This is a genomic window from Sphingopyxis sp. 10G20-10, assembly GCF_057365075.1.
In genome coordinates this window covers 1,202,202-1,221,136 of the sequence record NZ_CP195117.1, presented here as the reverse complement: position 1 = coordinate 1,221,136, position 18,935 = coordinate 1,202,202, and the positions used below count along the sequence as shown (strand labels likewise).

Sequence of the window (18,935 nt, the reverse complement as noted above, 5' to 3'; positions counted from 1 at the left end):
CGACATTGGCGCGGTCACGGCGTCAGCGCAAGCCCGTCAAGCATCCGTTCCGATCGCATCGGCCACCCGTGCGAAGCCATCGCGCCGCGCGCAGCTTTCAAGACCCTGTGCAATACGCGCAGCAAGCCCCGGCCCGGAAAAAACCATTGCCGAATAAATTTGCACCAAACTCGCGCCCGCACGGATGCGATCCCACGCATCCTCCGCCGAACCGATACCGCCCACGGCGATCAGCGGCAACGCGCCTCCACTCGCGCGGCGAAAATCCCTGAGCCGCTGCTGCGCCAGATCGCGCAAGGGTGCCCCTGAAAGCCCGCCCGTTTCGTGCGCGTGGCGCGAGGTCAGGTCGGGTCGGCTGATCGTGGTGTTGGACACAATCAGGCCGGCAAGCTTTGCATCCATCGCAACCGCGACAATATCGTCAATATCGGCGGGCATGAGGTCGGGAGCGACCTTCAAAAACACAGGCTTTGCGGATTCCTTGGGCTGCGCCGCCGCGACCGCGTCAAGCAACGCCTCCAACGCGCCCTTGTCCTGCAACGCGCGCAGCCCCGGCGTGTTCGGCGAACTGATATTGACGGTCATATAGTCGGCAAGCGGCGCCATCGCCGCCGTGCCCTTGGCATAGTCGTCGATGCGGTCGGCGCTGTCCTTATTGGCCCCGATGTTGATGCCCAACGGTGCGACCAACCCGCGCGCGCGCAGATCCTTTATGCGAGCCGTGGCGGCGATCTGTCCGCCATTATTGAATCCCAGCCGGTTGATCACCGCCTTATCCTCGACCAGCCGAAACAGGCGCGGGCGCGGATTGCCCGATTGGGGCATCGGCGTCAGCGTCCCGATCTCGACAAAGCCAAAACCGAAATGCGGCATGATATGCGGAACGCGCGCATCCTTATCGAAACCGGGCGCAAGGCCGACAGGATTGGGAAAATCAAGACCCGCAACGCGGCTCGCCAGCATCGGGCTGGTCAAAGAACGGTGCGCGCACGGTAGCAATTCCAGCGCCGACAGCGTCAAATTGTGCGCGGCCTCCGCATCGCTGGCGTGAACAAGCGGGCGGACGAGTGCATAGGCGGCATCAGCAGTAGAGGAGAGGAACGACATGCCCCGCCATTGCGCTGGCCAGAGGGCTATGGCAAGCCATGGCCAACAGAAAAATCGGGAGAAAATCGTGTCGCACATCCGTTTAGCCGTCAAATTGTCCGCCAGCCTGCTGGTCCTGTCTGCCACCGGCTGCGTCTCGACCGCGATGCAGGATGCACCGGCCCCCCTGCCCCCCGCCACAGACGCACCGCAACCCGACACCACGGCACCGGCGGGAGTAGGGCTGAACGAATTTTTCCAGAATTATGACGCGGCACAGCTGTCGCTATCCCCGCAATCCAAGGCCTATCGCGGCATTCGCGACGGTGATTATGGCCAGTGGAACGATGTGTCCGACGCCGCCGAAGTCAACCGGGAAAAGCTGCAACAAGCCAGCGCCGCGGCGATGCGCACCGCCTATGACCCAAAAACAATGTCGACCGAGGACGCGCTGTCCTTTGAACTGTTCGATGCCGATGCCAAGCGATCGGCGCGCCTGTTCCGGTTCCGCGACCATCGTTATATTTTCGATCAGATGAACGGCGCGCAAAGCCGTATGCCTGCCTTTCTGATCAATATTCATCGCGTTTCCGATGACAGTGAAGCGCAAGCCTATATCAGCCGTATCGGGGGAATGGGGCCGGTCATCAGCGAGCTGGCCGCCGAGGCCGAACGCCGCGCCAATGCGGGCATGGGTCCGCCCAAATGGGTCTATGCCCATGTCCTGTCCGACATCGACAATCTGATCGGCAGCGACGGCAAGGTGGAAAGCAATGCCGTCATCGCCGATTTCGATACCAAGGTCGACGCACTGACCCTGCCTGACGCCCGCAAGGCCGAGCTGAAAAAGGCGGCGCGCGATGCGTGGCGGACAAGCGCGGTTCCAGGCTATCGTGACCTGCGGGTGCGTATGACGAGGATGCAGGCGAGTGCGTCCACCGATGACGGCGTGTGGCGGATGCCTGATGGCGCGGCCTATTATCAGGCGTTGCTGGCCAATTACACCACCACTAACCTAACCGCCGCGCAAATTCATGAGCTGGGGCTGGAGCAGGTCGACCGTATTCATGGCGAAATGCGCAAGATCATGACCAAGGTCGGCTTCAAAGGAACGCTGGCCGAATTTTTCGTCCATCTGCGCACCGATCCGCAATATTTTTACAAGAGTCGCGAGGCTTATTTGGCCGATGTCGCCACCAAGGTGACAGCGATGGAGGCCAAGCTGCCTGACTATTTCAGCACGTTGCCCAAGGCCCCCCTGAAAATAAAGGCCGTCGAGGCGTTTCGCGAGAAATCGGCGGGCAAAGCCTTTTACCAGTCGCCATCACCCGACGGATCACGACCCGGCACCTATTATGTGAACCTGTATAATCTGCGCGACATGTCAAAAAATGAACTGGAAGCGCTCGTTTATCATGAGGGTGTTCCGGGGCATCATTTGCAGCGGACGATCCAGACCGAGATGAAAGACCTGCCCCCCTTCCGCCGATTTGGTGGCTTTACCGCCTATACCGAGGGCTGGGGCCTCTATGCCGAGGAACTGGGCAAGGACATGGGCTTTTATCAAGATCCGTACAGCGATTTCGGACGGCTGGGGATGGAGTTATGGCGCGCGTGCCGGTTGGTCGTCGATACCGGCATCCACGACAAACGCTGGACCCGCGAGCAGGCGATCGCATATTTACAAGCCAATACCCCCAATCCCGAAGGCGATATCCGAAAGGCGATTGAACGCTATATTGTCTATCCGGGGCAAGCGACCGCCTATATGATTGGCAAGCTGAAAATCATGGAATTGCGCGACCGCGCGCGCAATGCTTTGGGGGACAGATTCGACATTCGCGGCTTTCACGATGTCGTCCTGTCGAGCGGCCCGGTGCCACTCGACATTTTGGAGCGCCGGGTCGACGACTGGATCGCCTCACAGCAGCCATAGCGGGAAAATCCGGGCTTGACGCGCCCTAACAAAAGGCGAATGCTTTGTTCTAATTAGACAAAGCAGTATTGAAACTGTGGGGATGGTCGCACGATGTCGAAGAAACCTTCGCCCTCTGCGGAGTCGGACGGTGACGTTCCGTTTGAACTAAACTATTTTTTGCCCGATCTCGATTTGGCGGAAATGGTTTCGACATTCTATTTTGCGCGCATCAACATGCCTTTGTTCGAAGAATATGAGCGCGCCGACCGCCCGCAATTTCGCATCATGTCAAACCCCGATGGCGAGTATATTTTTGCCGATGGCCACCGCGTTGCGGCAACGCGCGCAATCATCATTGGGCCGACCAGCGGACGGGTTCGCTCCATCGTGCGCGGCACCTCCCGACTTTATGGCTTTGGGTTGATGCCGGCGGGCTGGGCGACGCTGATGGGTTCCGAAGCCGACAACCTGACCGATCGTGCGATCAATGCCGAGGATTTGTTCGGTAGCTGGATTCACGATGTTCTCGATACGCTGCTCGCGGCGAAAAATGCCGAGGAACGGCAAGTGATCGGTAATAATTTCGTGCGCGAAATTCTCAACAAGAATGAACCCGCACCGCTCTGGTTCACCCGCACTGTCGATCAATGGCTGACGGCAAGTCTGTCGCCAGAGATATCTGATTTGGTGGGCGCAACGGGCATGTCAATCCGCTCAGTCGAGCGCATGACCAAGCGCTTTTACGGACTGCCGCCGCGCATGTTGGCACGCAAATATCGCGCCGTGCGTGCGGCCGCTGCTCTGGCGCGCGGAGAGGATTTGGATGAGGCCGCACTCAGTGATGCCTTTTACGACCAGTCGCACCTGATCCGCGAGATCAAGCGCTTCGCCGGCGCGACCCCGGGCCAGCTTGCGTCGCCGACGCTCTACACCCAGGCAACGTCAAAGGGGCGCAAGGATATGGCTGGAAAAGTCAGCCCGCTGGTTTCGGACACCTAGGCGGCAAGCCTCCTGCTCGGCCCTATACCCCTCTACAATCAGGATTATCCCGATGTCGATTTGGCGTTTTCGTCCAATAGCGAATCACCCGTAGCGCCTAGTTCAGACTTGCGACCCAGAAGAGCTCGCCCTCCTCGGAGGACTGAGACCTTCATCTTGGCACCCATTTGACCCCGGTCAGATGGGTGCCTTTTTTTTGCCTGTCACCAAAGCGCGCGACCGCCGCCCTTGCACCGCCTGCGCCCTTCGCCTACATAAGTGGAAGGATTTGGTCCAATTAAGGACCTGTGCCCCCATTTCGCAGGAGAGCGCCGATGCGCCTGTCCAATCTTGCCGATTATGCCGTGGTGCTGATGAGCGCCGCCGCCCGCCAGTGCGGGTCGGTGCCGATTCACGCCGCTATGCTGGCTGAGCAAACGGGGATACCGGGACCGACAGCGCAGAAACTGGTCAGCACCCTGGCCCGAGCCGACCTGCTGGTCGCGTCACGCGGTACCGGCGGCGGCGTCCGTCTTGCGCGTCCGGCAGCATCAATCAGCGTCGCCGACATCATCGAAGCGGTCGAAGGGCCGATTGCCCTTACCTCTTGCGTCGAGGACGGTCGCCACGACTGCGCCCTTGAAGGGAGCTGTCAGGTCCAGCCGCATTGGGGCGTCGTCAACTCGGCCGTTCGTGCCGCGCTCGAAGAGATTAGTCTGGCGAACCTGGCCGCCGCCCCTGCAAAGACGGGGGCCGCAATCCGGCCACCGTCCGCCTTACCGCAAACAGCCTCCGCATTGGCGCGGGCGACGAGTTAGAGTTATGACCGACAGCACCGACACCCCCGTAAAAGATCAGGCCGCGCACGACGCTGCCTTGAGCGTTGCCGACTATGAACATGGCTGGTCGTCCGAAATCGAACAGGATTTCGCGCCCAAGGGCCTGTCCGAAGATACGGTGCGCTTTATCTCGGCCAAGAAGAACGAGCCCGAATGGATGCTCGACTGGCGGCTCAAGGCCTTTCGCCACTGGCTGACCATGACCCCGCCCGATTGGGCCAAGCTCAACGTGCCACCCATCGACTATCAGGACGCCTATTATTTCGCGGCCCCCAAGACGAAGGAAAAGATTGGCAGTCTGGACGAGGTCGACCCCGAAATCCTGCGCGTCTATGAAAAGCTCGGCATACCGATCGAGGAGCAGAAAGTGCTCGCGGGCGTCGAAGGCGCGCGCAAGGTTGCCGTTGACGCGGTGTTCGACAGCGTCAGCGTCGCCACCACCTTTCGCGCCGAACTGGAGCGCGCGGGCGTCATCTTTCGTTCGATCAGCGAAGCGATCCGCGAATATCCCGATCTGGTCAAAAAATGGCTCGGCAAGGTGGTGCCGATGCAGGATAATTATTTCGCCACGCTCAACTGTGCCGTCTTCAGCGACGGAACCTTCGTTTACATTCCCGAAGGCGTGCGTTGCCCGATGGAATTGTCGACCTATTTCCGCATCAATGCCGAAAATACCGGACAGTTTGAACGCACGCTCATCATCGCCGACAAAGGTTCGCACGTCAGCTATCTGGAGGGCTGCACCGCGCCGATGCGCGATGAAAACCAGCTCCATGCCGCGGTGGTCGAACTCATCGCCTTGGACGATGCCGAGATCAAATATTCGACGGTGCAAAACTGGTACCCCGGCAATGCCGAGGGACTGGGTGGTATCTATAATTTCGTGACCAAGCGCGCGCTGTGTCAGGGCAAGCGCAGCAAGGTCAGCTGGACGCAGGTCGAAACCGGCAGCGCGATCACCTGGAAATACCCCAGCTGCGTTTTGAACGGCGAAGACAGCGTCGGCGAATTTTATTCGGTCGCCGTCACCAACAATTATCAGCAGGCCGACACCGGCACCAAGATGATCCACAACGCCAAAGGCACCCGATCTACCATCGTGTCAAAAGGCATCAGCGCGGGCAAATCGAACAACACCTATCGCGGCATCGTCCGCGTCGCCCCGACGGCAGAGGGCGTGCGCAACTTCACCCAATGCGACAGCTTGCTGCTGGGCTCGCTCAGCGGCGCGCACACCGTCCCCTATATCGAGGTCCGCAACCCGTCGGCGCAAGTCGAGCACGAGGCCACAACGAGCAAGATCAGCGACGACCAGCTTTTCTACGCGATGCAACGCGGCCTCGATGCCGAGGAATCGGTGGCGCTGATCGTCAACGGCTTCGCCAAGGAAGTGCTGCAACAACTGCCGATGGAATTTGCCGTCGAGGCGCAGAAATTGCTGGGGATTTCGTTGGAAGGGTCGGTCGGATGACCAGCCTGACGCCCCTCGATCAGGCCAAGCGCCTCTCCACCCCTCCCCTTCAGGGGAGGGGCTTCAGAGGGCCGAGGCACAGAAATTGATGGGGATTAGCCTTGAGAGGAGCGTGGGGTGACCCGTCACCTCTCACCTCGTCGTCATGCTGAACTTGTTTCAGCATCCATGGCCGAACGCCGAGGCCTCAGGCCATGGATGCTGAAACAAGTTCAGGGTGACGAGTTCGCTGACATTTTAGCCTACGGCACCGCCGTAAAGCTTAGGACTTGATATGCTAAAAATTGAAAACCTCCACGCCTCCGTCGCTGATAAGCCCATCCTCAAAGGATTGTCACTCACCCTCAACGCAGGCGAAATCCATGCGATCATGGGTCCCAATGGCGCGGGCAAATCGACACTGTCTTATGTCCTTGGCGGGCGGCCCGGTTACGACGTGACCGATGGGTCGGTGACGTTCAACGGGCAGGATTTGCTCGCCCTCGAACCGCATGAGCGCGCCGCGGCGGGCCTGTTCCTCGGCTTTCAATATCCGGTCGAAATTCCCGGCGTATCGAACGTCCAGTTCCTGCGCGAGGCGCTCAATGCGCAGCGCAAGCGGCGCGACGAAAAGCCGCTGACCGGCGGAGAATTTCTAAAGGTAGCACGCGAGAAAGCGGCGCTGCTGAAAATGGATATGGACATGCTCAAGCGGCCGGTGAATGTCGGCTTTTCGGGCGGCGAGAAAAAGCGCAACGAGATGGTGCAGATGGGGATTTTGAACCCCGCTGTCGCGATCCTAGACGAGACGGATAGCGGCCTCGACATCGATGCGCTGCGGATCGTCGGGCACGGCATCAACAGCATCATGCGCGCGCCCGACAAGGCGGTGTTGCTGATCACCCATTACCAGCGTCTGCTCGACTATGTGAAACCCGATTTCGTCCACGTCCTCGACGGCGGCCGCATCACGCGCACCGGCGGCCCCGAACTGGCGCATGAACTCGAAGAACATGGCTATGCCGAGGTGGTGGCCTGATGAACCTAGACGCCCTCCCCACCCGCCGCGATGAAGCCTGGCGCTATAGCGATATGGATGCGTTGGCACGGCAATGGCCGTTGCCTGCTCCCGAAAGCATTATCGTGCCTGCGGGCGGTGCGTTCACGCGTGCGATTGTGCAGGATAGCGGCGGCATCCATCAAATCGAGATGGCGGTCGGCAAGGGCGCGAGCGCAACGCTGCATATCCTGAACATCGGCGGCGATTATGGGCGCATCGAACTGGCCGTGACGCTGCACGAGGGCGCAGACTTCATGCTTGGCGCGGTGCAGATCGGCGGCGAGGATCAGAATCTTGAGGTTATCACCACCGTCACCCACGCCGAACCCGGTGCAGCATCGAAGCAAGTGGTGCGGTCGGTCCTCGGCGGCACCGCGACCGGCACCTATCTGGGCAAAGTCGCGGTTGCACGCGACGCACAACAAACCGACAGTTCGCAGGATGTAAAGGCGATGCTGCTCAACCGCAGCGCCACCGCCAACGCCAAACCCGAACTCGAAATTTTCGCCGACGACGTCAAATGCGCCCACGGTTGCGCGATTGGCGAGCTTGACGCGATAGGGCTTTATTATCTTCAGTCACGCGGCCTTCCGCCCGGTGAAGCCAAAAAGCTGATGCTGCAGGCCTTTGTGGCGGGCGTGTTTGACGGGGCAGAGGATGCGGAGCGGTTGCAGGACCTGGCGCTCGCGAAGCTTGGGGAATTGGTGTGATGGACGCAGCCACCGCCAAACCCGAAGCTGTGGCGCGCTGGGAGAATGAAGGCGGACGCGTTGGCGAACAGCCTCTTCGCACCGACTTCCCCGGCCTCGCCAACGATTGGCACTATCTCGACACCGCTGCGACGTCGCAAAAGCCGCAAGCCGTTATCGACGCCACGGTCAATGCGATGGGCCGCGATTATGCGACGGTGCATCGCGGCGTTTATCAGCGCTCGGCCGACATGACCCTCGCCTATGAGGCCGCCCGCCGGCGAATAGCAGAGTTTATCGGCGGCCAAGAGGATGAGGTCGTTTTCGTTCGCGGCGCAAGCGAGGGCATCAATCTGGTGGCGCAAAGCTGGGGTCAGACCAATGTTGGCGCGGGCGACCGCATCCTGCTGTCGACGCTGGAGCATCACAGCAATATCGTCCCCTGGCAGTTGCTGGCCGAACGCGTGGGCGCACACATCGACGTCTGCCCGCTGACCGATGACGGCCGCATCGACCTCGACGCCGCCGCCGCCATGCTCACCCCCGCGCACAAACTTGTCGCGCTGGCGCATGTCTCGAACGTGCTGGGATCGACGCTCGACGTCCGCCGTGCCGCCGGTCTGGCGCATAAGGTCGGCGCTAAACTGCTGATCGACGGCTGTCAGGCGGTTCCACGGCTCACTGTTGATGTCGCCGCGCTTGATTGTGACTTTTACGTCTTTTCAGGCCACAAGCTGTACGGCCCCACCGGTATTGGCGTGTTGTGGGCGCGCAAGGCGCTGCTCGACGCGATGCCGCCATGGCAGGGCGGCGGGTCGATGATCGACCGCGTGACCTTTGAACGCACCACCTATGCTCCCGCACCGCAACGCTTTGAGGCCGGAACCCCGGCGATCATCGAAGCGGTCGGGCTGGCGGCGGCGATCGATTATGTCAGCGCCATCGGGCTCGACGCCATCAACGCCCATGAAAGTGCGCTCGTTGCCGAGCTTCGCGAAGCCTTGGGACGCAAGAACAGCATCACGCTATTTGGCCCTGCCGACAGCGCGGGGATCGTCAGTTTTGCGATGGCGGGGGTTCATCCGCACGATATCGGCACTATCTTGGACGAAAGCGGGGTCGCAATCCGTGCCGGCCATCATTGTGCTCAGCCTTTGATGGACCATCTGGGCGTTCCCGCGACCGCACGCGCAAGTTTTGGACTCTATAGCAACAGCGACGATGTTGCGGCCCTGATCGATGGGCTGGCCCGCGTCGAAAGGATTTTTGGATGAACGAGGAACGCACCATCAAGGTCGAAGAAGTCGAAGCGGTCGATGCGCCGCCCAAGGCGCGCGTCGACGATATGGAAAGCGCACCCGACAAGCTGGAACGCAAGCGCGACTACCTCGAAGGATTCCTGTCAGCCAAGCCAGCCCCTGTTGCATCCGGCGCCGTCGGCGGCGACCTGTACGAAGCCGTCGTGAACTCGCTCAAGGATATTTTCGATCCGGAAATTCCGGTGAATATCTACGACCTTGGCCTGATCTATAATGTCGAGGTCGACGAAGGCCATGTGATCGTCACCATGACGCTGACCACCCCGCATTGCCCCGTCGCGGAATCCATGCCCGCCGAAGTTGAGCTGCGCGTCGGCGCGGTCCCCGGTGTCGGCGATGCCGAAGTCAATCTGGTCTGGGACCCGCCCTGGTCGCCCGACAATATGAGCGACGAAGCGCGGTTAGAGCTAGGGATGCTGTGATGAGCGAAACCAAAACCCGAGCCCGCCCCGCCGCGATTACGCTGACCGCCAATGCCGAGGCGCGCATTGCAGAATTGATGGCCGCCGCCCCCGACGATGCGATTGGCGTCAAATTATCAACCCCGCGCCGTGGCTGTTCGGGGCTCGCTTACTCGGTCGATTATGTGACCGAAGAGGAAAAATTCGACGAGAAGATTGAGACCCCCGGCGGCGTCTTTTACGTCGATGGCGGATCCATACTCTATCTGATCGGCAGCGTGATGGACTGGGTCGTCGACGATTTCGCCGCCGGCTTCACCTTTGTAAATCCCAACGCCAAGGGCGCGTGCGGGTGCGGCGAGAGCTTTACGGTTTGACACGACACCCGGACTAAGCGAGCGGTTCGAACCGCACCGTCAGTCCGTCCTTTGGCCGCGGAATCGGCAAGGTCTGCCACGCGGGTTCATAGCCGTCTTCCACTACAATGCGGTGCGTCGTGATGACGTGATGGAAAAAGATCTTCGCCTGCATATAGGCGAAGTGCAAGCCCAGACACATATGCGCGCCGCCGCCAAAGGGCACCCAGGCATATTTGTGCCTCCCCTTGGCAATCTCGGGCGAAAAGCGCATCGGGTCGAACTTGGCAGGCTCGGGCCAATATTCCTCCATCATATGCGTAAAGGCGGGATTGACCCCGACGCTGGTGCCGGCTGGAATCGTATAGCCGCCAAATTCGAAATCCTTGAGCGCGCGGCGCGGAAAACTCGGCACCGGCGGGATCATCCGCAGCGCCTCTTTAAACGCCCATTCGGTCAGTTCCAACTCGCCCAACGCATTATGGCCGACGCCCTCGCCAGCGGGGGCGACTGCCAGCATTTCCTCGCGCAGCTTGTCTTGCCATTCGGGATTTTTGGCGAGCAGCCAGACGAGTGATGTCACCGAACTTGTGATCGTGTCATGCGCCGCCATCATCAGGAAATTCATATGGTCGACAATCGCCTCGACGCTCAGATATTCGCCATTTTCGTCCTTGGCCTTGCAAATCTGGCTGAAAATATCCTCGCCTTCGGCCAGACGGCGTTCGGGGACCATCGCGCTGAAATATTCGACCAGATATTTGCGGCCCGCAACGCCGCGCCCCATCGCAGTAAAGGGCAGCGGACGCCGGACAATGCCGATCGACGCCTGCACCATGTCGACAAAGGCCTTGTTGACCTTTTCGGCTTCCGGCCCGAACGGAATACCCAAAAAGCTGGACGCCGCGAGGTCGAGGGTCAGCTTCTTGATTGCCGGATAGAATTTGAAGGTCTTGCCGCTCCAGCTTGCGACGCGATCCTTGATGCCGACATTCAGGCTGTCGGCATAATGGCGCATCGGTTCGGGCTTGAACGCGACCGATAGGGTGCGGCGGTCCATGCGGTGCTTGTCGAAATCCATCAACATCAACCCGCGCGGGAACAACAGGTTGAGAACCGGCCCCCAGCCCTGTTCGGACGAGAAAATCTTGTCGCGGTCGAACATCACCAGCTCATTGGCTTCGGGCCCGTGGAGCGCAACGCTGCGCCCGCCAAAGCTGTGGACGCGATAGACTTTGCCATAGGTGTCGACCATGCGGCGGGTGAACGCGCGCGAATCCTTAAGCTGCGCCAGCGTCGTGCCGATCAGCGGCAATCCGTCTTCTCCGGGAATATGATCGGTTGCTTCATTGCCGTTATAGGGCAGCCAATGCGCCGTATCGGGGCCAAAGCGCGACGGGGCATAAATTGTACGGGCGGGAGCATTCATCGGACCGAAAACCTCTGTCTTTGCGGCAGTTGATGAAAGTTTACCTCACTACTTACATTGATGCAAGTAAGCTATGCCGACGGGAAGGACTCTATTCACCGCAAATTCAACTCGACTCGTGCATCTATATCCCCACAATGACCGGTAACCGCTGTTGGTGCCCATAAAGGCTCGAAAAATGAAACTCCCATTCCGCCCCCTCTCCATCACGCTTGGCGCGTTAGCGACGACGGCGCTTGGTGGTTGCTATTATGGCGACGTGAACAGCGTCGATTATGCCTATGCCGACGATGATTGCGCGACCCGCTATGGCAGTGATTATTATGATCAGGATATTGGCGGCTATGACGACGGTTATGGCTATGACTGCTATGATGCCGCAGATTATCGTGGCGGCTTTGCCCAGATCGGATTCGGTGGTGGGTGGTACGACAATTATTTTTACCCCGGATACGGCCGGTTTCTGTTCGATAGCTATAACAACCGCTATCCATTGCGCGGCCAATATCTGACTTATTGGGGCGGACGCCGCGCCTGGTGGCGCCACCATGGCCATGATGGAAAAGGTCATCGTGGCGGAGGGAAATGGCAGGATGGCCAGCGCGGTGACGGCCATCGCGGGGATGGTCGATACAGTGGACGGCGCGGAGACCATCGCGACGGGCACAAAGGCGGACACCGGGGCGACCATACAGGAGTGGCGGGCGATAGCACTACCACCACGCCCATCACCAATGCGGTGCGGCCCGGCGTCCGCAACCCGCGCCGTCCCAATCGCGGCCCCGGTGTTGCACGCAAAGCGCCACCGCGTCAGCCTGCGGCACGTGCGCGGCCCGCAGCAGCGCCTGCACCGGCAGCTCGTCCCGCTGCCGCTGAAAGACGCCGCGCTCCGGCACGCGCGGCCTCTCAGAACCGTCGTGAGCGTCCGCGGGTCCAACCAGACTGATTGACGTCTCAGATATCGTCGGCGGACACTAGTTCCTCGACGTCGAGTTCGCCCGTCATTGCGGCAACCGTGACCGCGACCGCAGCGTCTCCGGTGACGTTGGTCGTCGTGCGCATCATATCCATGATCCGGTCGACCCCTGCCACAAAGGCGATGGTTTCCAGCGGCACACCGACGCTGCCGAACACCAGCGCCATCATGATCAGGCCCGCGCCCGGAATCCCCGCCGCGCCAATGGCACCGAGTGTCGCGGTGATCGAGATCATGAAATAATCACCCCAGCTAAGGTCGACGCCGAAAATCTGCGCCCCGAACAGGGTGGCGAGGCCCAAATACATGGCCGTGCCATTCATGTTGATCGTCGCGCCCAATGAGATGACAAAGCTCGATACGCTGCGCGATACGCCCAAATTGCGCTGCGCACAGCGTAGCGTGACCGGCAATGTCGCGTTCGATGATGCGGTCGAATAGCTGACCGCCATCGCGTCGATCATGCCGCGGAAAAACCCCGTGACCGACGTCTTGGCCAGAAATTTGATCATCAGCGAATACATGATGAAAATGATCAGCAAGCAGCCGAAATAGTTGAGCGCCACCAGCTTGGCGAGCGATTCCAGAGCCCCCAGCCCCAACACACCGGCGACCCATGCCATCAGCGCAAAGACGCCAAAAGGCGTCAGCTCCATGACGATCATCGTCACCTTTTGCATGATGATCGCGCCGCTGTCGAAGATGCGCGCGACGGGTTCGCCCTCTTCCTTGGCCATCAAAATGCCGATGCCGACCAGCAGGGCAAAAACGATGAGCGGCAGCACCTGCACATCGGCCATCACCTGCACCGGGCTTTCGGGGACAATCGACAGGATCATGTCGGTCCAGCCCGTGGCCGTGGGCTCGGGCGTAGCCCCGAGCGTAATGGCGCTGGTGTCGAGACCAACGCCGGGCTTGACCAGCGACCCGAGCATCAGCCCAAACCACACGGCGATCTGCCCCGTCACGACAAATATCAGCATCGCCCGGCCGCCGACCTTGCCCAATTTGCGCAGATCACCAATCGCCGCGACCCCCGACACGAGCGAGAAAAAGATCAGCGGGACGACCAGCATCTTCACCGACTTGATAAAGAAATCGCCGATCCATTTGAGCGATGCCGCTTCGGGACCCCATGCAAAGCCCGTGATGATACCCAGAACAAGGGCCGCAACCACGCGCTGCCACAAGGGAATCCGAAACCAGAATGCCATATATTCACCCTTCCCGCCGCGTGCTTCGCGGTCCGCTTATTGACCCTAAGGCGCTATGCAGTTGGCAGCAAGCCAAGCGGGTCGGCGGTGCCTTACATCAACAATGCGATGGCAACGGTTGTGGCCGACCCCACAACTACCGTCATCGGCAGACCGGCGCGCAGAAAATCCATAAAGCGATAATTGCCCGCCGCATAAACCAATGTGTTGGTCTGATAGCCGATCGGCGTCGCAAAGCTGGCCGAGGCCGCAAACATCACCGCCACCACCATCGGATAGGGATTGACCCCCAACTCGCGCGCCAGCGCGATGGCCAGCGGGGTGACCAGAATTGCGACCGCATTATTGGTGATCACTTCGGTCAGCAGTACCGAAATCAAATAGGTTGCGAGAACCAGACCCCAGGGTGGAACCTGACGCAGCCAGGGCGTCAATTCGCCGACGATCAGCGAAACACTTCCCGCATTTTCCAGCGACAGTCCCACCGCGAGCATGGCGAAAATCAGCACCAGCACATTGCCGTCGATCGAATCCCATGCCTCATCTGCATCAATGCAGCGCGTGACCAATATCAGCCCGACGCCGATGATCGCGGCCACCCCGATGTTCATCAGATTGAAGGTCGCGAGCAGGATCACACCGGCCAGCGCGCCGATGGCGATGGGTGCCTTGCTGCGGCGGAATTCGCGTTCGCTGGTCGACCCGACGCCATAAAGATGCGGATTGCCATAGATTTGTTCGATTTGTTCGGTCGGCCCTGTCACCAGCACCCGGTCAATAGCTTGTACACGCGCATTGGGCAGGTCCGGCCCCGGCGTCTTGCGAAAGCGGGCAACCCCAAGGATGCGGACCTTCAGCGACGACAAAAAAGGAATTTCGATCAACCGACGCCCGATCGCCGGATGGCTGGGCGCGATCATCGCCTCGACCACCATCTCATCGTCTTGCGGAATATCATCAGCGCCTGCAGTGAGACCGATAACGACATTCTTGTTCGCACGCAGCGACAGCAATTCAGCCAGCTCAAGCCGCAGCACCAGCCGGTCGTCGGCTTCTAGCTCCATGTCGTTGATTCCGCTGCGGCGCAGCACCGCTCCGCGCTTGAGCCCGACCAGCTTGACACTGGCGCGTTTGACAAAGGGAACCTCGCCAATCACCCGCCCGACCAGATTGCCGTCGCCCAAGATTCGGACCTCCGACAAAAAGCTGCGATGGTCCTGACTGAGCGCAATTTGCGAGGGTGAATCATCGGGCAACAGGTGGCGCGAGACGAGCAAAAGCGCCGCGATTCCTGCAACACCAGCTATCAGCCCGACCGGCGTAATCGTGAAAATGCCAAAGCGGTTGAGCCCGTTATCCTCTGCCACCGCCGCCACCAGCAGGTTGGTCGAAGTGCCGATCAGGGTCGTCGTGCCGCCCAAAATGCAAACATAAGACAGCGGGATCAACAGCCGTTTGGCGCTGACCCCCAACGCATTGGCCAGTTTGAGCATGATCGGGATCATCACCACTACAACCGGCGTGTTATTGAGGAAGGCGGAGGCAACATAGACCCCCAGAAACATCTCGGCGAGCGCCAGCTTGGGATGGTGCTGGGCGCGGGCGATGATGCGGCTGGCGATGGCATCAAGCGTCCCGGTGCGCAGCAAGGCGCCCGACAATATGAACATCGCGCCAATGGTTACAGGCGCCGAATTGGAAAAGACCGAAAACAGGTCTTTGCCCGACAAAATACCCAGAAACAGAAAGATGCAGGTGCCAAGGATGGCAACCACGGTCGCCGGAAAGCGCTCGACAACAAAACCGACGAACATGAGCGCCAGCACCACCAGCCCGATCACCGCCTGATGTTCGGTGATAAAGGCCTGAATGACGGCAATCATCCGCGCATCATCCGCATTGTGCCCGGTGCAGCAGCTTATGGTCGGCAAGGACCAGCGCCATCATCGCTTCGACCACAGGCGTGCCGCGGATGCCGACACACGGATCGTGGCGGCCTTTGGTGACAATATCGGTCGCCTCTCCCTGATCGTTGATCGTTTGGACCGGAGTCAGAATCGAACTGGTCGGCTTAAAGGCCACGCGCACCACCACCGGCTGTCCGGTCGAAATGCCGCCAGCGATTCCCCCTGCATTATTCGACAGGAAATCGGGGTGGTTGCTGCCGTCGCTGGCGGGCCGCATCGGATCGGCATTTTCCTCGCCGCGCAGCCGCGCCGCGATAAATCCGGCACCGATTTCGACACCCTTGACCGCGTTGATCCCCATCATCGCGCCCGCCAATTCGGCGTCGAGCTTGGCATAGACCGGCGCCCCCCAACCAGCGGGAACGCCGCTCGCCGCACATTCGATAACCGCGCCAAGCGAGCTGCCCGCCTTGCGCGCCTCATCCATCACCCCCTCCCAACGCTGCGCCGCCGCCGCATCGGGACAGAAAAAGGGATTGCGGTCAATCTCTTCGAGATCAAAGTTATCCGGATTGATCTTGTCGCCGCCAATCTCTGCCACCCAGGCGTGGATTTGCACGTCGGGGATGACCAGCCGCGCCACCGCGCCCGCCGCGACCCGCGCCGCCGTTTCGCGCGCGCTCGACCGGCCGCCGCCGCGATAGTCGCGAATGCCATATTTGGCGTCATAGCTATAATCGGCATGACCGGGGCGATAGGCTTTGGCGATGTCGCCATAATCCTTGGACCGCTGGTCGGTGTTCTCGATCATCAGACTGATCGGCGTTCCCGTCGTCTTGCCCTCGAACACGCCTGACAAGATACGCACGGCATCGGGCTCGCGCCGCTGTGTCGTGTGGCGCGAGGTGCCCGGACGGCGCTTGTCGAGCCAGGGCTGAATATCATCCTCGGTCAGCGACAGCCGTGGCGGGCAGCCGTCAACCACAGCGCCCAGCGCAGGCCCATGGCTTTCCCCCCAGGTCGTAAAGCGCAGGACATGGCCGAAACTGTTGAGACTCATTGCCGCGCGATCCTGTCCATAAATTCGATCCGGTTGCCGAAGGGGTCGTGGGTGAAGAAACGATACCGACCATCGACGGGGCTGTCATCCTTCGTCGCATAGCCTGCTGTTTTCAGACGCTTGCGCAAGGTATCCAGACCATCGGTGCTCAGCGCAACATGCGCTTTCTTTGCGGGCTGAAAATTCGCCTCTGTCCCGACATGCAACTGCAGGCCTCCCAAAGCGAACCAACATCCCCCGCGTGCCGCCATATCCGCAGGCTTGGGTAGTTCGGTCAGCCCTAGCAAATCGCCAAAAAATTGCCGCGCCTGATCTTCCCCTCCGACTGGTATAGCCATCTGCACATGGTCAAGGGCAAGCGTCCCCATCACACCAGCGCAATATCCGGTGCGTCTTCCTGCTTCATACCGATGGTATGATAACCCGCATCAACATGATGGGCCTCGCCCGTCACGCCCGATGCCAGATCGCTGAGCAGATAGAGCGCCGATCCGCCGACATCATCGATGGTGACATTGCGGCGCAGCGGGGCATTATGCTCGTTCCATTTCAGGATCAGGCGGAAATCGCCGATCCCGCTGGCCGCCAACGTCTTGATCGGACCCGCCGAAATTGCATTCACCCGCACATTTTGCGGACCATAATCATTGGCGAGATATTTGACGCTGGTTTCCAGCGCCGATTTGGCAACGCCCATGACGTTATAATGCGGGATGACTTTCTCGGCGCCATAATAGCTGAGCGTCAACATCGACCCGCCCTCCGGCATCAACAGCGCCGCGCGCGCGGCGACGGCGGTAAAGCTGTAAACGCTGATGTTCATCGTCATCAGGAAATCGTCGAGCGTGACATCAGCATATTTGCCGCGCAGCGCCTCTTTGTTCGTATAGCCGATGGCATGGACGATGAAGTCGATGGTCGGCCAGCGATCAGCCAGCGTCGCAAAAGCCGCATCCAGATTGCCCATGTCGGACACATCGCAATCAATCAGGAAATCACAGCCCAACTGGTCAGCAAGCGGCTTTACCCGCTTCAGCATCACGTCACCCTGATAGCTGATCGCCAGCTCGGCGCCTGCGCCATGCAGCGCCTTGGCAATCCCCCAGGCGAGCGACTTATCATTGGCAAGGCCCATGATCAGTCCGCGCTTACCCTTCATCAAACCACTCATTCTGTATCTCCGCCCTTCGCGTCTTCGCCATCTTCGTTAGCGTCGTGGCCCAAATCCTCAACCTCGACAAGCGCCGCATTTAATTCCGCACCCATCACCATACCCAATCCAACCAGATAGAAAAAGAACAGCGCCACCATCACCCCCGCAAGACTGCCGTAGGTGGCGTTATAGCGCAGCAGGTTGGCAAGCAGCGGCGGCAGCGCCAACGTTACCCCGACCCACCATGAGGTCGTGAACAGCGCGCCGGGCCATTTGGGAAACTGACGCCCGCGATATTTCGTCGGAGTCAGCGAAATAAACAGCAGGAAAAGCGCCAGAAACAAGCCCAGCGCCGACACAATGCGCGAAATCGCAATCGACCCCGCAGATTGATAGGCTGACGGCAGCACGCGCCCGATAAACTGCTCCACCCCCACGATCGCCACCTGCATACTGAAGGATAGCATCATCAACACGACAGCGCCGGTGATAATGCCGATCGACAATAATCGGTGATGAAAAAAGCCCTTGCTGAAATGTGTGCCATAGGCACGGCGCAAAATATCGCGCACCGTTTCGATCAGACTGCCCACGGTCCACAACGCGACCAACGCACCGAGCCATAAAAATGGCCCAGAACGCGACGTCATCACTTCGCGGATTGGCCCCGACAGCGCTTTGGCAACGGTCGGCGGCATCGTTGAAAAAACCGCCGACACAACGGCCTCTCCACCGGCACTGCCGCCAAACAGGCTGATTGCTGCCGCCATCAGGATGAAGAAGGGGAAAAGCGCAATCAGCGCCAGATAGGCCAGATTGCCGGCATGGATGAAGCCATCGGTATAGGTGCCGATAACAACCCGGCGCAATATGCGAAAAGCGCGGGTTCCCGGCCCTATGCGCGCCCGACTGCGATCAAGCAGACCTTGCGCCGTTGCCCGAATCTTGCGTCGTTTGGCGCGCTCGGCCCGCGCTTCGGGCGAATGGGGGGAATGACCCTCGGCCTGATATTCGCGATCAACCTCGGCTGCCACCTCGCGCGCAAGGGCATCTGCCGCTTTGCGATCTTCACGCGATGGTTGGACCGGGCGACCCGCCAT

18 protein-coding genes are annotated in these 18,935 nt (G+C 60.1%); 10 read left to right on the top strand and 8 right to left on the bottom strand.

What is annotated here, in order from left to right:
- Nucleotides 1-36 precede the first annotated feature (36 nt).
- Nucleotides 37-1,107: a quinone-dependent dihydroorotate dehydrogenase gene (locus ACR3XE_RS05915; protein WP_473698536.1), complete on the bottom strand. Its 1,071-nt coding sequence runs from the start codon at nucleotides 1,105-1,107 to the stop codon at nucleotides 37-39.
- Nucleotides 1,108-1,174: 67 nt separating this feature from the next.
- Between ACR3XE_RS05915 and ACR3XE_RS05910 the strand changes: the two genes are divergently transcribed.
- The 9 genes from ACR3XE_RS05910 (at nucleotide 1,175) to ACR3XE_RS05870 (ending at nucleotide 10,117) form a co-directional block, all read left to right on the top strand.
- Nucleotides 1,175-3,022 carry a DUF885 domain-containing protein gene (locus ACR3XE_RS05910; protein ID WP_486185981.1) on the top strand — a complete coding sequence of 616 codons (1,848 nt, stop codon included), beginning with the start codon at nucleotides 1,175-1,177 and terminating at the stop codon, nucleotides 3,020-3,022.
- A gap of 93 nt (nucleotides 3,023-3,115) precedes the next feature.
- Nucleotides 3,116-4,003: a helix-turn-helix domain-containing protein gene (locus tag ACR3XE_RS05905; protein ID WP_473698537.1), complete on the top strand. Its 888-nt coding sequence runs from the start codon at nucleotides 3,116-3,118 to the stop codon at nucleotides 4,001-4,003.
- Nucleotides 4,004-4,317: 314 nt separating this feature from the next.
- On the top strand, nucleotides 4,318-4,800 hold the full coding sequence (locus ACR3XE_RS05900; RefSeq protein ID WP_473698538.1) for an SUF system Fe-S cluster assembly regulator: 483 nt from the start codon (nucleotides 4,318-4,320) through the stop codon (nucleotides 4,798-4,800).
- Nucleotides 4,801-4,804: 4 nt separating this feature from the next.
- The gene (gene sufB, locus ACR3XE_RS05895; RefSeq protein ID WP_473698539.1) at nucleotides 4,805-6,292 is read left to right on the top strand and encodes a Fe-S cluster assembly protein SufB; all 1,488 of its coding nucleotides are present in this window, start codon (nucleotides 4,805-4,807) and stop codon (nucleotides 6,290-6,292) included.
- Between the two features lie 274 nt (nucleotides 6,293-6,566).
- Entirely contained in the window at nucleotides 6,567-7,310 is a 744-nt protein-coding gene (gene sufC, locus ACR3XE_RS05890; RefSeq protein ID WP_473698540.1) for a Fe-S cluster assembly ATPase SufC, read from the top strand.
- Entirely contained in the window at nucleotides 7,310-8,041 is a 732-nt protein-coding gene (locus tag ACR3XE_RS05885) for a SufD family Fe-S cluster assembly protein (protein ID WP_473698541.1), read from the top strand. Before sufC ends, ACR3XE_RS05885 begins: the two co-directional genes overlap by 1 nt.
- Nucleotides 8,038-9,294 (top strand): aminotransferase class V-fold PLP-dependent enzyme, encoded by a 1,257-nt coding sequence (locus tag ACR3XE_RS05880; RefSeq protein ID WP_473698542.1) that lies wholly within the window; start codon nucleotides 8,038-8,040, stop codon nucleotides 9,292-9,294. Before ACR3XE_RS05885 ends, ACR3XE_RS05880 begins: the two co-directional genes overlap by 4 nt.
- Nucleotides 9,291-9,761 (top strand): SUF system Fe-S cluster assembly protein, encoded by a 471-nt coding sequence (locus tag ACR3XE_RS05875; RefSeq protein ID WP_473698543.1) that lies wholly within the window; start codon nucleotides 9,291-9,293, stop codon nucleotides 9,759-9,761. Before ACR3XE_RS05880 ends, ACR3XE_RS05875 begins: the two co-directional genes overlap by 4 nt.
- On the top strand, nucleotides 9,761-10,117 hold the full coding sequence (locus ACR3XE_RS05870) for a HesB/IscA family protein (RefSeq protein WP_473698544.1): 357 nt from the start codon (nucleotides 9,761-9,763) through the stop codon (nucleotides 10,115-10,117). The genes ACR3XE_RS05875 and ACR3XE_RS05870 overlap by 1 nt, the downstream gene beginning before the upstream one ends.
- Nucleotides 10,118-10,130: 13 nt before the next feature.
- On the opposite strand, the gene ACR3XE_RS05865 is transcribed toward ACR3XE_RS05870, so the two are convergent.
- Complete coding sequence (locus ACR3XE_RS05865) at nucleotides 10,131-11,525, bottom strand: cytochrome P450 (protein WP_486185980.1); 1,395 nt, start codon at nucleotides 11,523-11,525, stop codon at nucleotides 10,131-10,133.
- A 178-nt stretch (nucleotides 11,526-11,703) separates the two neighbouring features.
- On the opposite strand from ACR3XE_RS05865, the gene ACR3XE_RS05860 reads away from it, so the two are divergent.
- Nucleotides 11,704-12,471, top strand: coding sequence for a hypothetical protein (locus tag ACR3XE_RS05860; RefSeq protein WP_473698546.1), 768 nt, complete (start codon nucleotides 11,704-11,706; stop codon nucleotides 12,469-12,471).
- An 8-nt stretch (nucleotides 12,472-12,479) separates the two neighbouring features.
- Here the strand turns inward: ACR3XE_RS05860 and ACR3XE_RS05855 are convergent, their stop codons facing one another.
- The 6 genes from ACR3XE_RS05855 to ACR3XE_RS05830 all read right to left on the bottom strand — a co-directional run bounded on the left by ACR3XE_RS05855 (nucleotide 12,480) and on the right by ACR3XE_RS05830 (nucleotide 18,935).
- Nucleotides 12,480-13,715, bottom strand: coding sequence for a dicarboxylate/amino acid:cation symporter (locus ACR3XE_RS05855; RefSeq protein ID WP_473698547.1), 1,236 nt, complete (start codon nucleotides 13,713-13,715; stop codon nucleotides 12,480-12,482).
- 92 nt (nucleotides 13,716-13,807) lie between these two features.
- Complete coding sequence (locus ACR3XE_RS05850) at nucleotides 13,808-15,598, bottom strand: sodium:proton antiporter (RefSeq protein ID WP_486185979.1); 1,791 nt, start codon at nucleotides 15,596-15,598, stop codon at nucleotides 13,808-13,810.
- A gap of 7 nt (nucleotides 15,599-15,605) precedes the next feature.
- Nucleotides 15,606-16,682, bottom strand: a complete 1,077-nt coding sequence (gene aroC / locus ACR3XE_RS05845; RefSeq protein WP_486185978.1) for a chorismate synthase — start codon at nucleotides 16,680-16,682, stop codon at nucleotides 15,606-15,608.
- Entirely contained in the window at nucleotides 16,679-17,050 is a 372-nt protein-coding gene (locus ACR3XE_RS05840; protein WP_486185977.1) for a VOC family protein, read from the bottom strand. Before ACR3XE_RS05840 ends, aroC begins: the two co-directional genes overlap by 4 nt.
- Nucleotides 17,050-17,853 (bottom strand): enoyl-ACP reductase FabI, encoded by an 804-nt coding sequence (gene fabI, locus ACR3XE_RS05835; RefSeq protein ID WP_473698550.1) that lies wholly within the window; start codon nucleotides 17,851-17,853, stop codon nucleotides 17,050-17,052. Before fabI ends, ACR3XE_RS05840 begins: the two co-directional genes overlap by 1 nt.
- Nucleotides 17,850-18,935: a YihY/virulence factor BrkB family protein gene (locus ACR3XE_RS05830; protein ID WP_486185976.1), complete on the bottom strand. Its 1,086-nt coding sequence runs from the start codon at nucleotides 18,933-18,935 to the stop codon at nucleotides 17,850-17,852. Before ACR3XE_RS05830 ends, fabI begins: the two co-directional genes overlap by 4 nt.

Bases quoted from the DNA above. Each gene is read 5' to 3' on its own strand.
- ACR3XE_RS05915 (WP_473698536.1), bottom strand. From the start codon at position 1,107: ATGTCGTTCCTCTCCTCTACTGCTGATGCCGCCTATGCACTCGTCCGC.
- ACR3XE_RS05905 (WP_473698537.1), top strand. From the start codon at position 3,116: ATGTCGAAGAAACCTTCGCCCTCTGCGGAGTCGGACGGTGACGTTCCG.
- ACR3XE_RS05900 (WP_473698538.1), top strand. From the start codon at position 4,318: ATGCGCCTGTCCAATCTTGCCGATTATGCCGTGGTGCTGATGAGCGCC.
- sufB (WP_473698539.1), top strand. From the start codon at position 4,805: ATGACCGACAGCACCGACACCCCCGTAAAAGATCAGGCCGCGCACGAC.
- sufC (WP_473698540.1), top strand. From the start codon at position 6,567: ATGCTAAAAATTGAAAACCTCCACGCCTCCGTCGCTGATAAGCCCATC.
- ACR3XE_RS05885 (WP_473698541.1), top strand. From the start codon at position 7,310: ATGAACCTAGACGCCCTCCCCACCCGCCGCGATGAAGCCTGGCGCTAT.
- ACR3XE_RS05875 (WP_473698543.1), top strand. From the start codon at position 9,291: ATGAACGAGGAACGCACCATCAAGGTCGAAGAAGTCGAAGCGGTCGAT.
- ACR3XE_RS05870 (WP_473698544.1), top strand. From the start codon at position 9,761: ATGAGCGAAACCAAAACCCGAGCCCGCCCCGCCGCGATTACGCTGACC.
- ACR3XE_RS05865 (WP_486185980.1), bottom strand. From the start codon at position 11,525: ATGAATGCTCCCGCCCGTACAATTTATGCCCCGTCGCGCTTTGGCCCC.
- ACR3XE_RS05860 (WP_473698546.1), top strand. From the start codon at position 11,704: ATGAAACTCCCATTCCGCCCCCTCTCCATCACGCTTGGCGCGTTAGCG.
- ACR3XE_RS05855 (WP_473698547.1), bottom strand. From the start codon at position 13,715: ATGGCATTCTGGTTTCGGATTCCCTTGTGGCAGCGCGTGGTTGCGGCC.
- ACR3XE_RS05850 (WP_486185979.1), bottom strand. From the start codon at position 15,598: ATGATTGCCGTCATTCAGGCCTTTATCACCGAACATCAGGCGGTGATC.
- aroC (WP_486185978.1), bottom strand. From the start codon at position 16,682: ATGAGTCTCAACAGTTTCGGCCATGTCCTGCGCTTTACGACCTGGGGG.
- ACR3XE_RS05840 (WP_486185977.1), bottom strand. From the start codon at position 17,050: ATGGGGACGCTTGCCCTTGACCATGTGCAGATGGCTATACCAGTCGGA.
- fabI (WP_473698550.1), bottom strand. From the start codon at position 17,853: ATGAGTGGTTTGATGAAGGGTAAGCGCGGACTGATCATGGGCCTTGCC.
- ACR3XE_RS05830 (WP_486185976.1), bottom strand. From the start codon at position 18,935: ATGGCGGGTCGCCCGGTCCAACCATCGCGTGAAGATCGCAAAGCGGCA.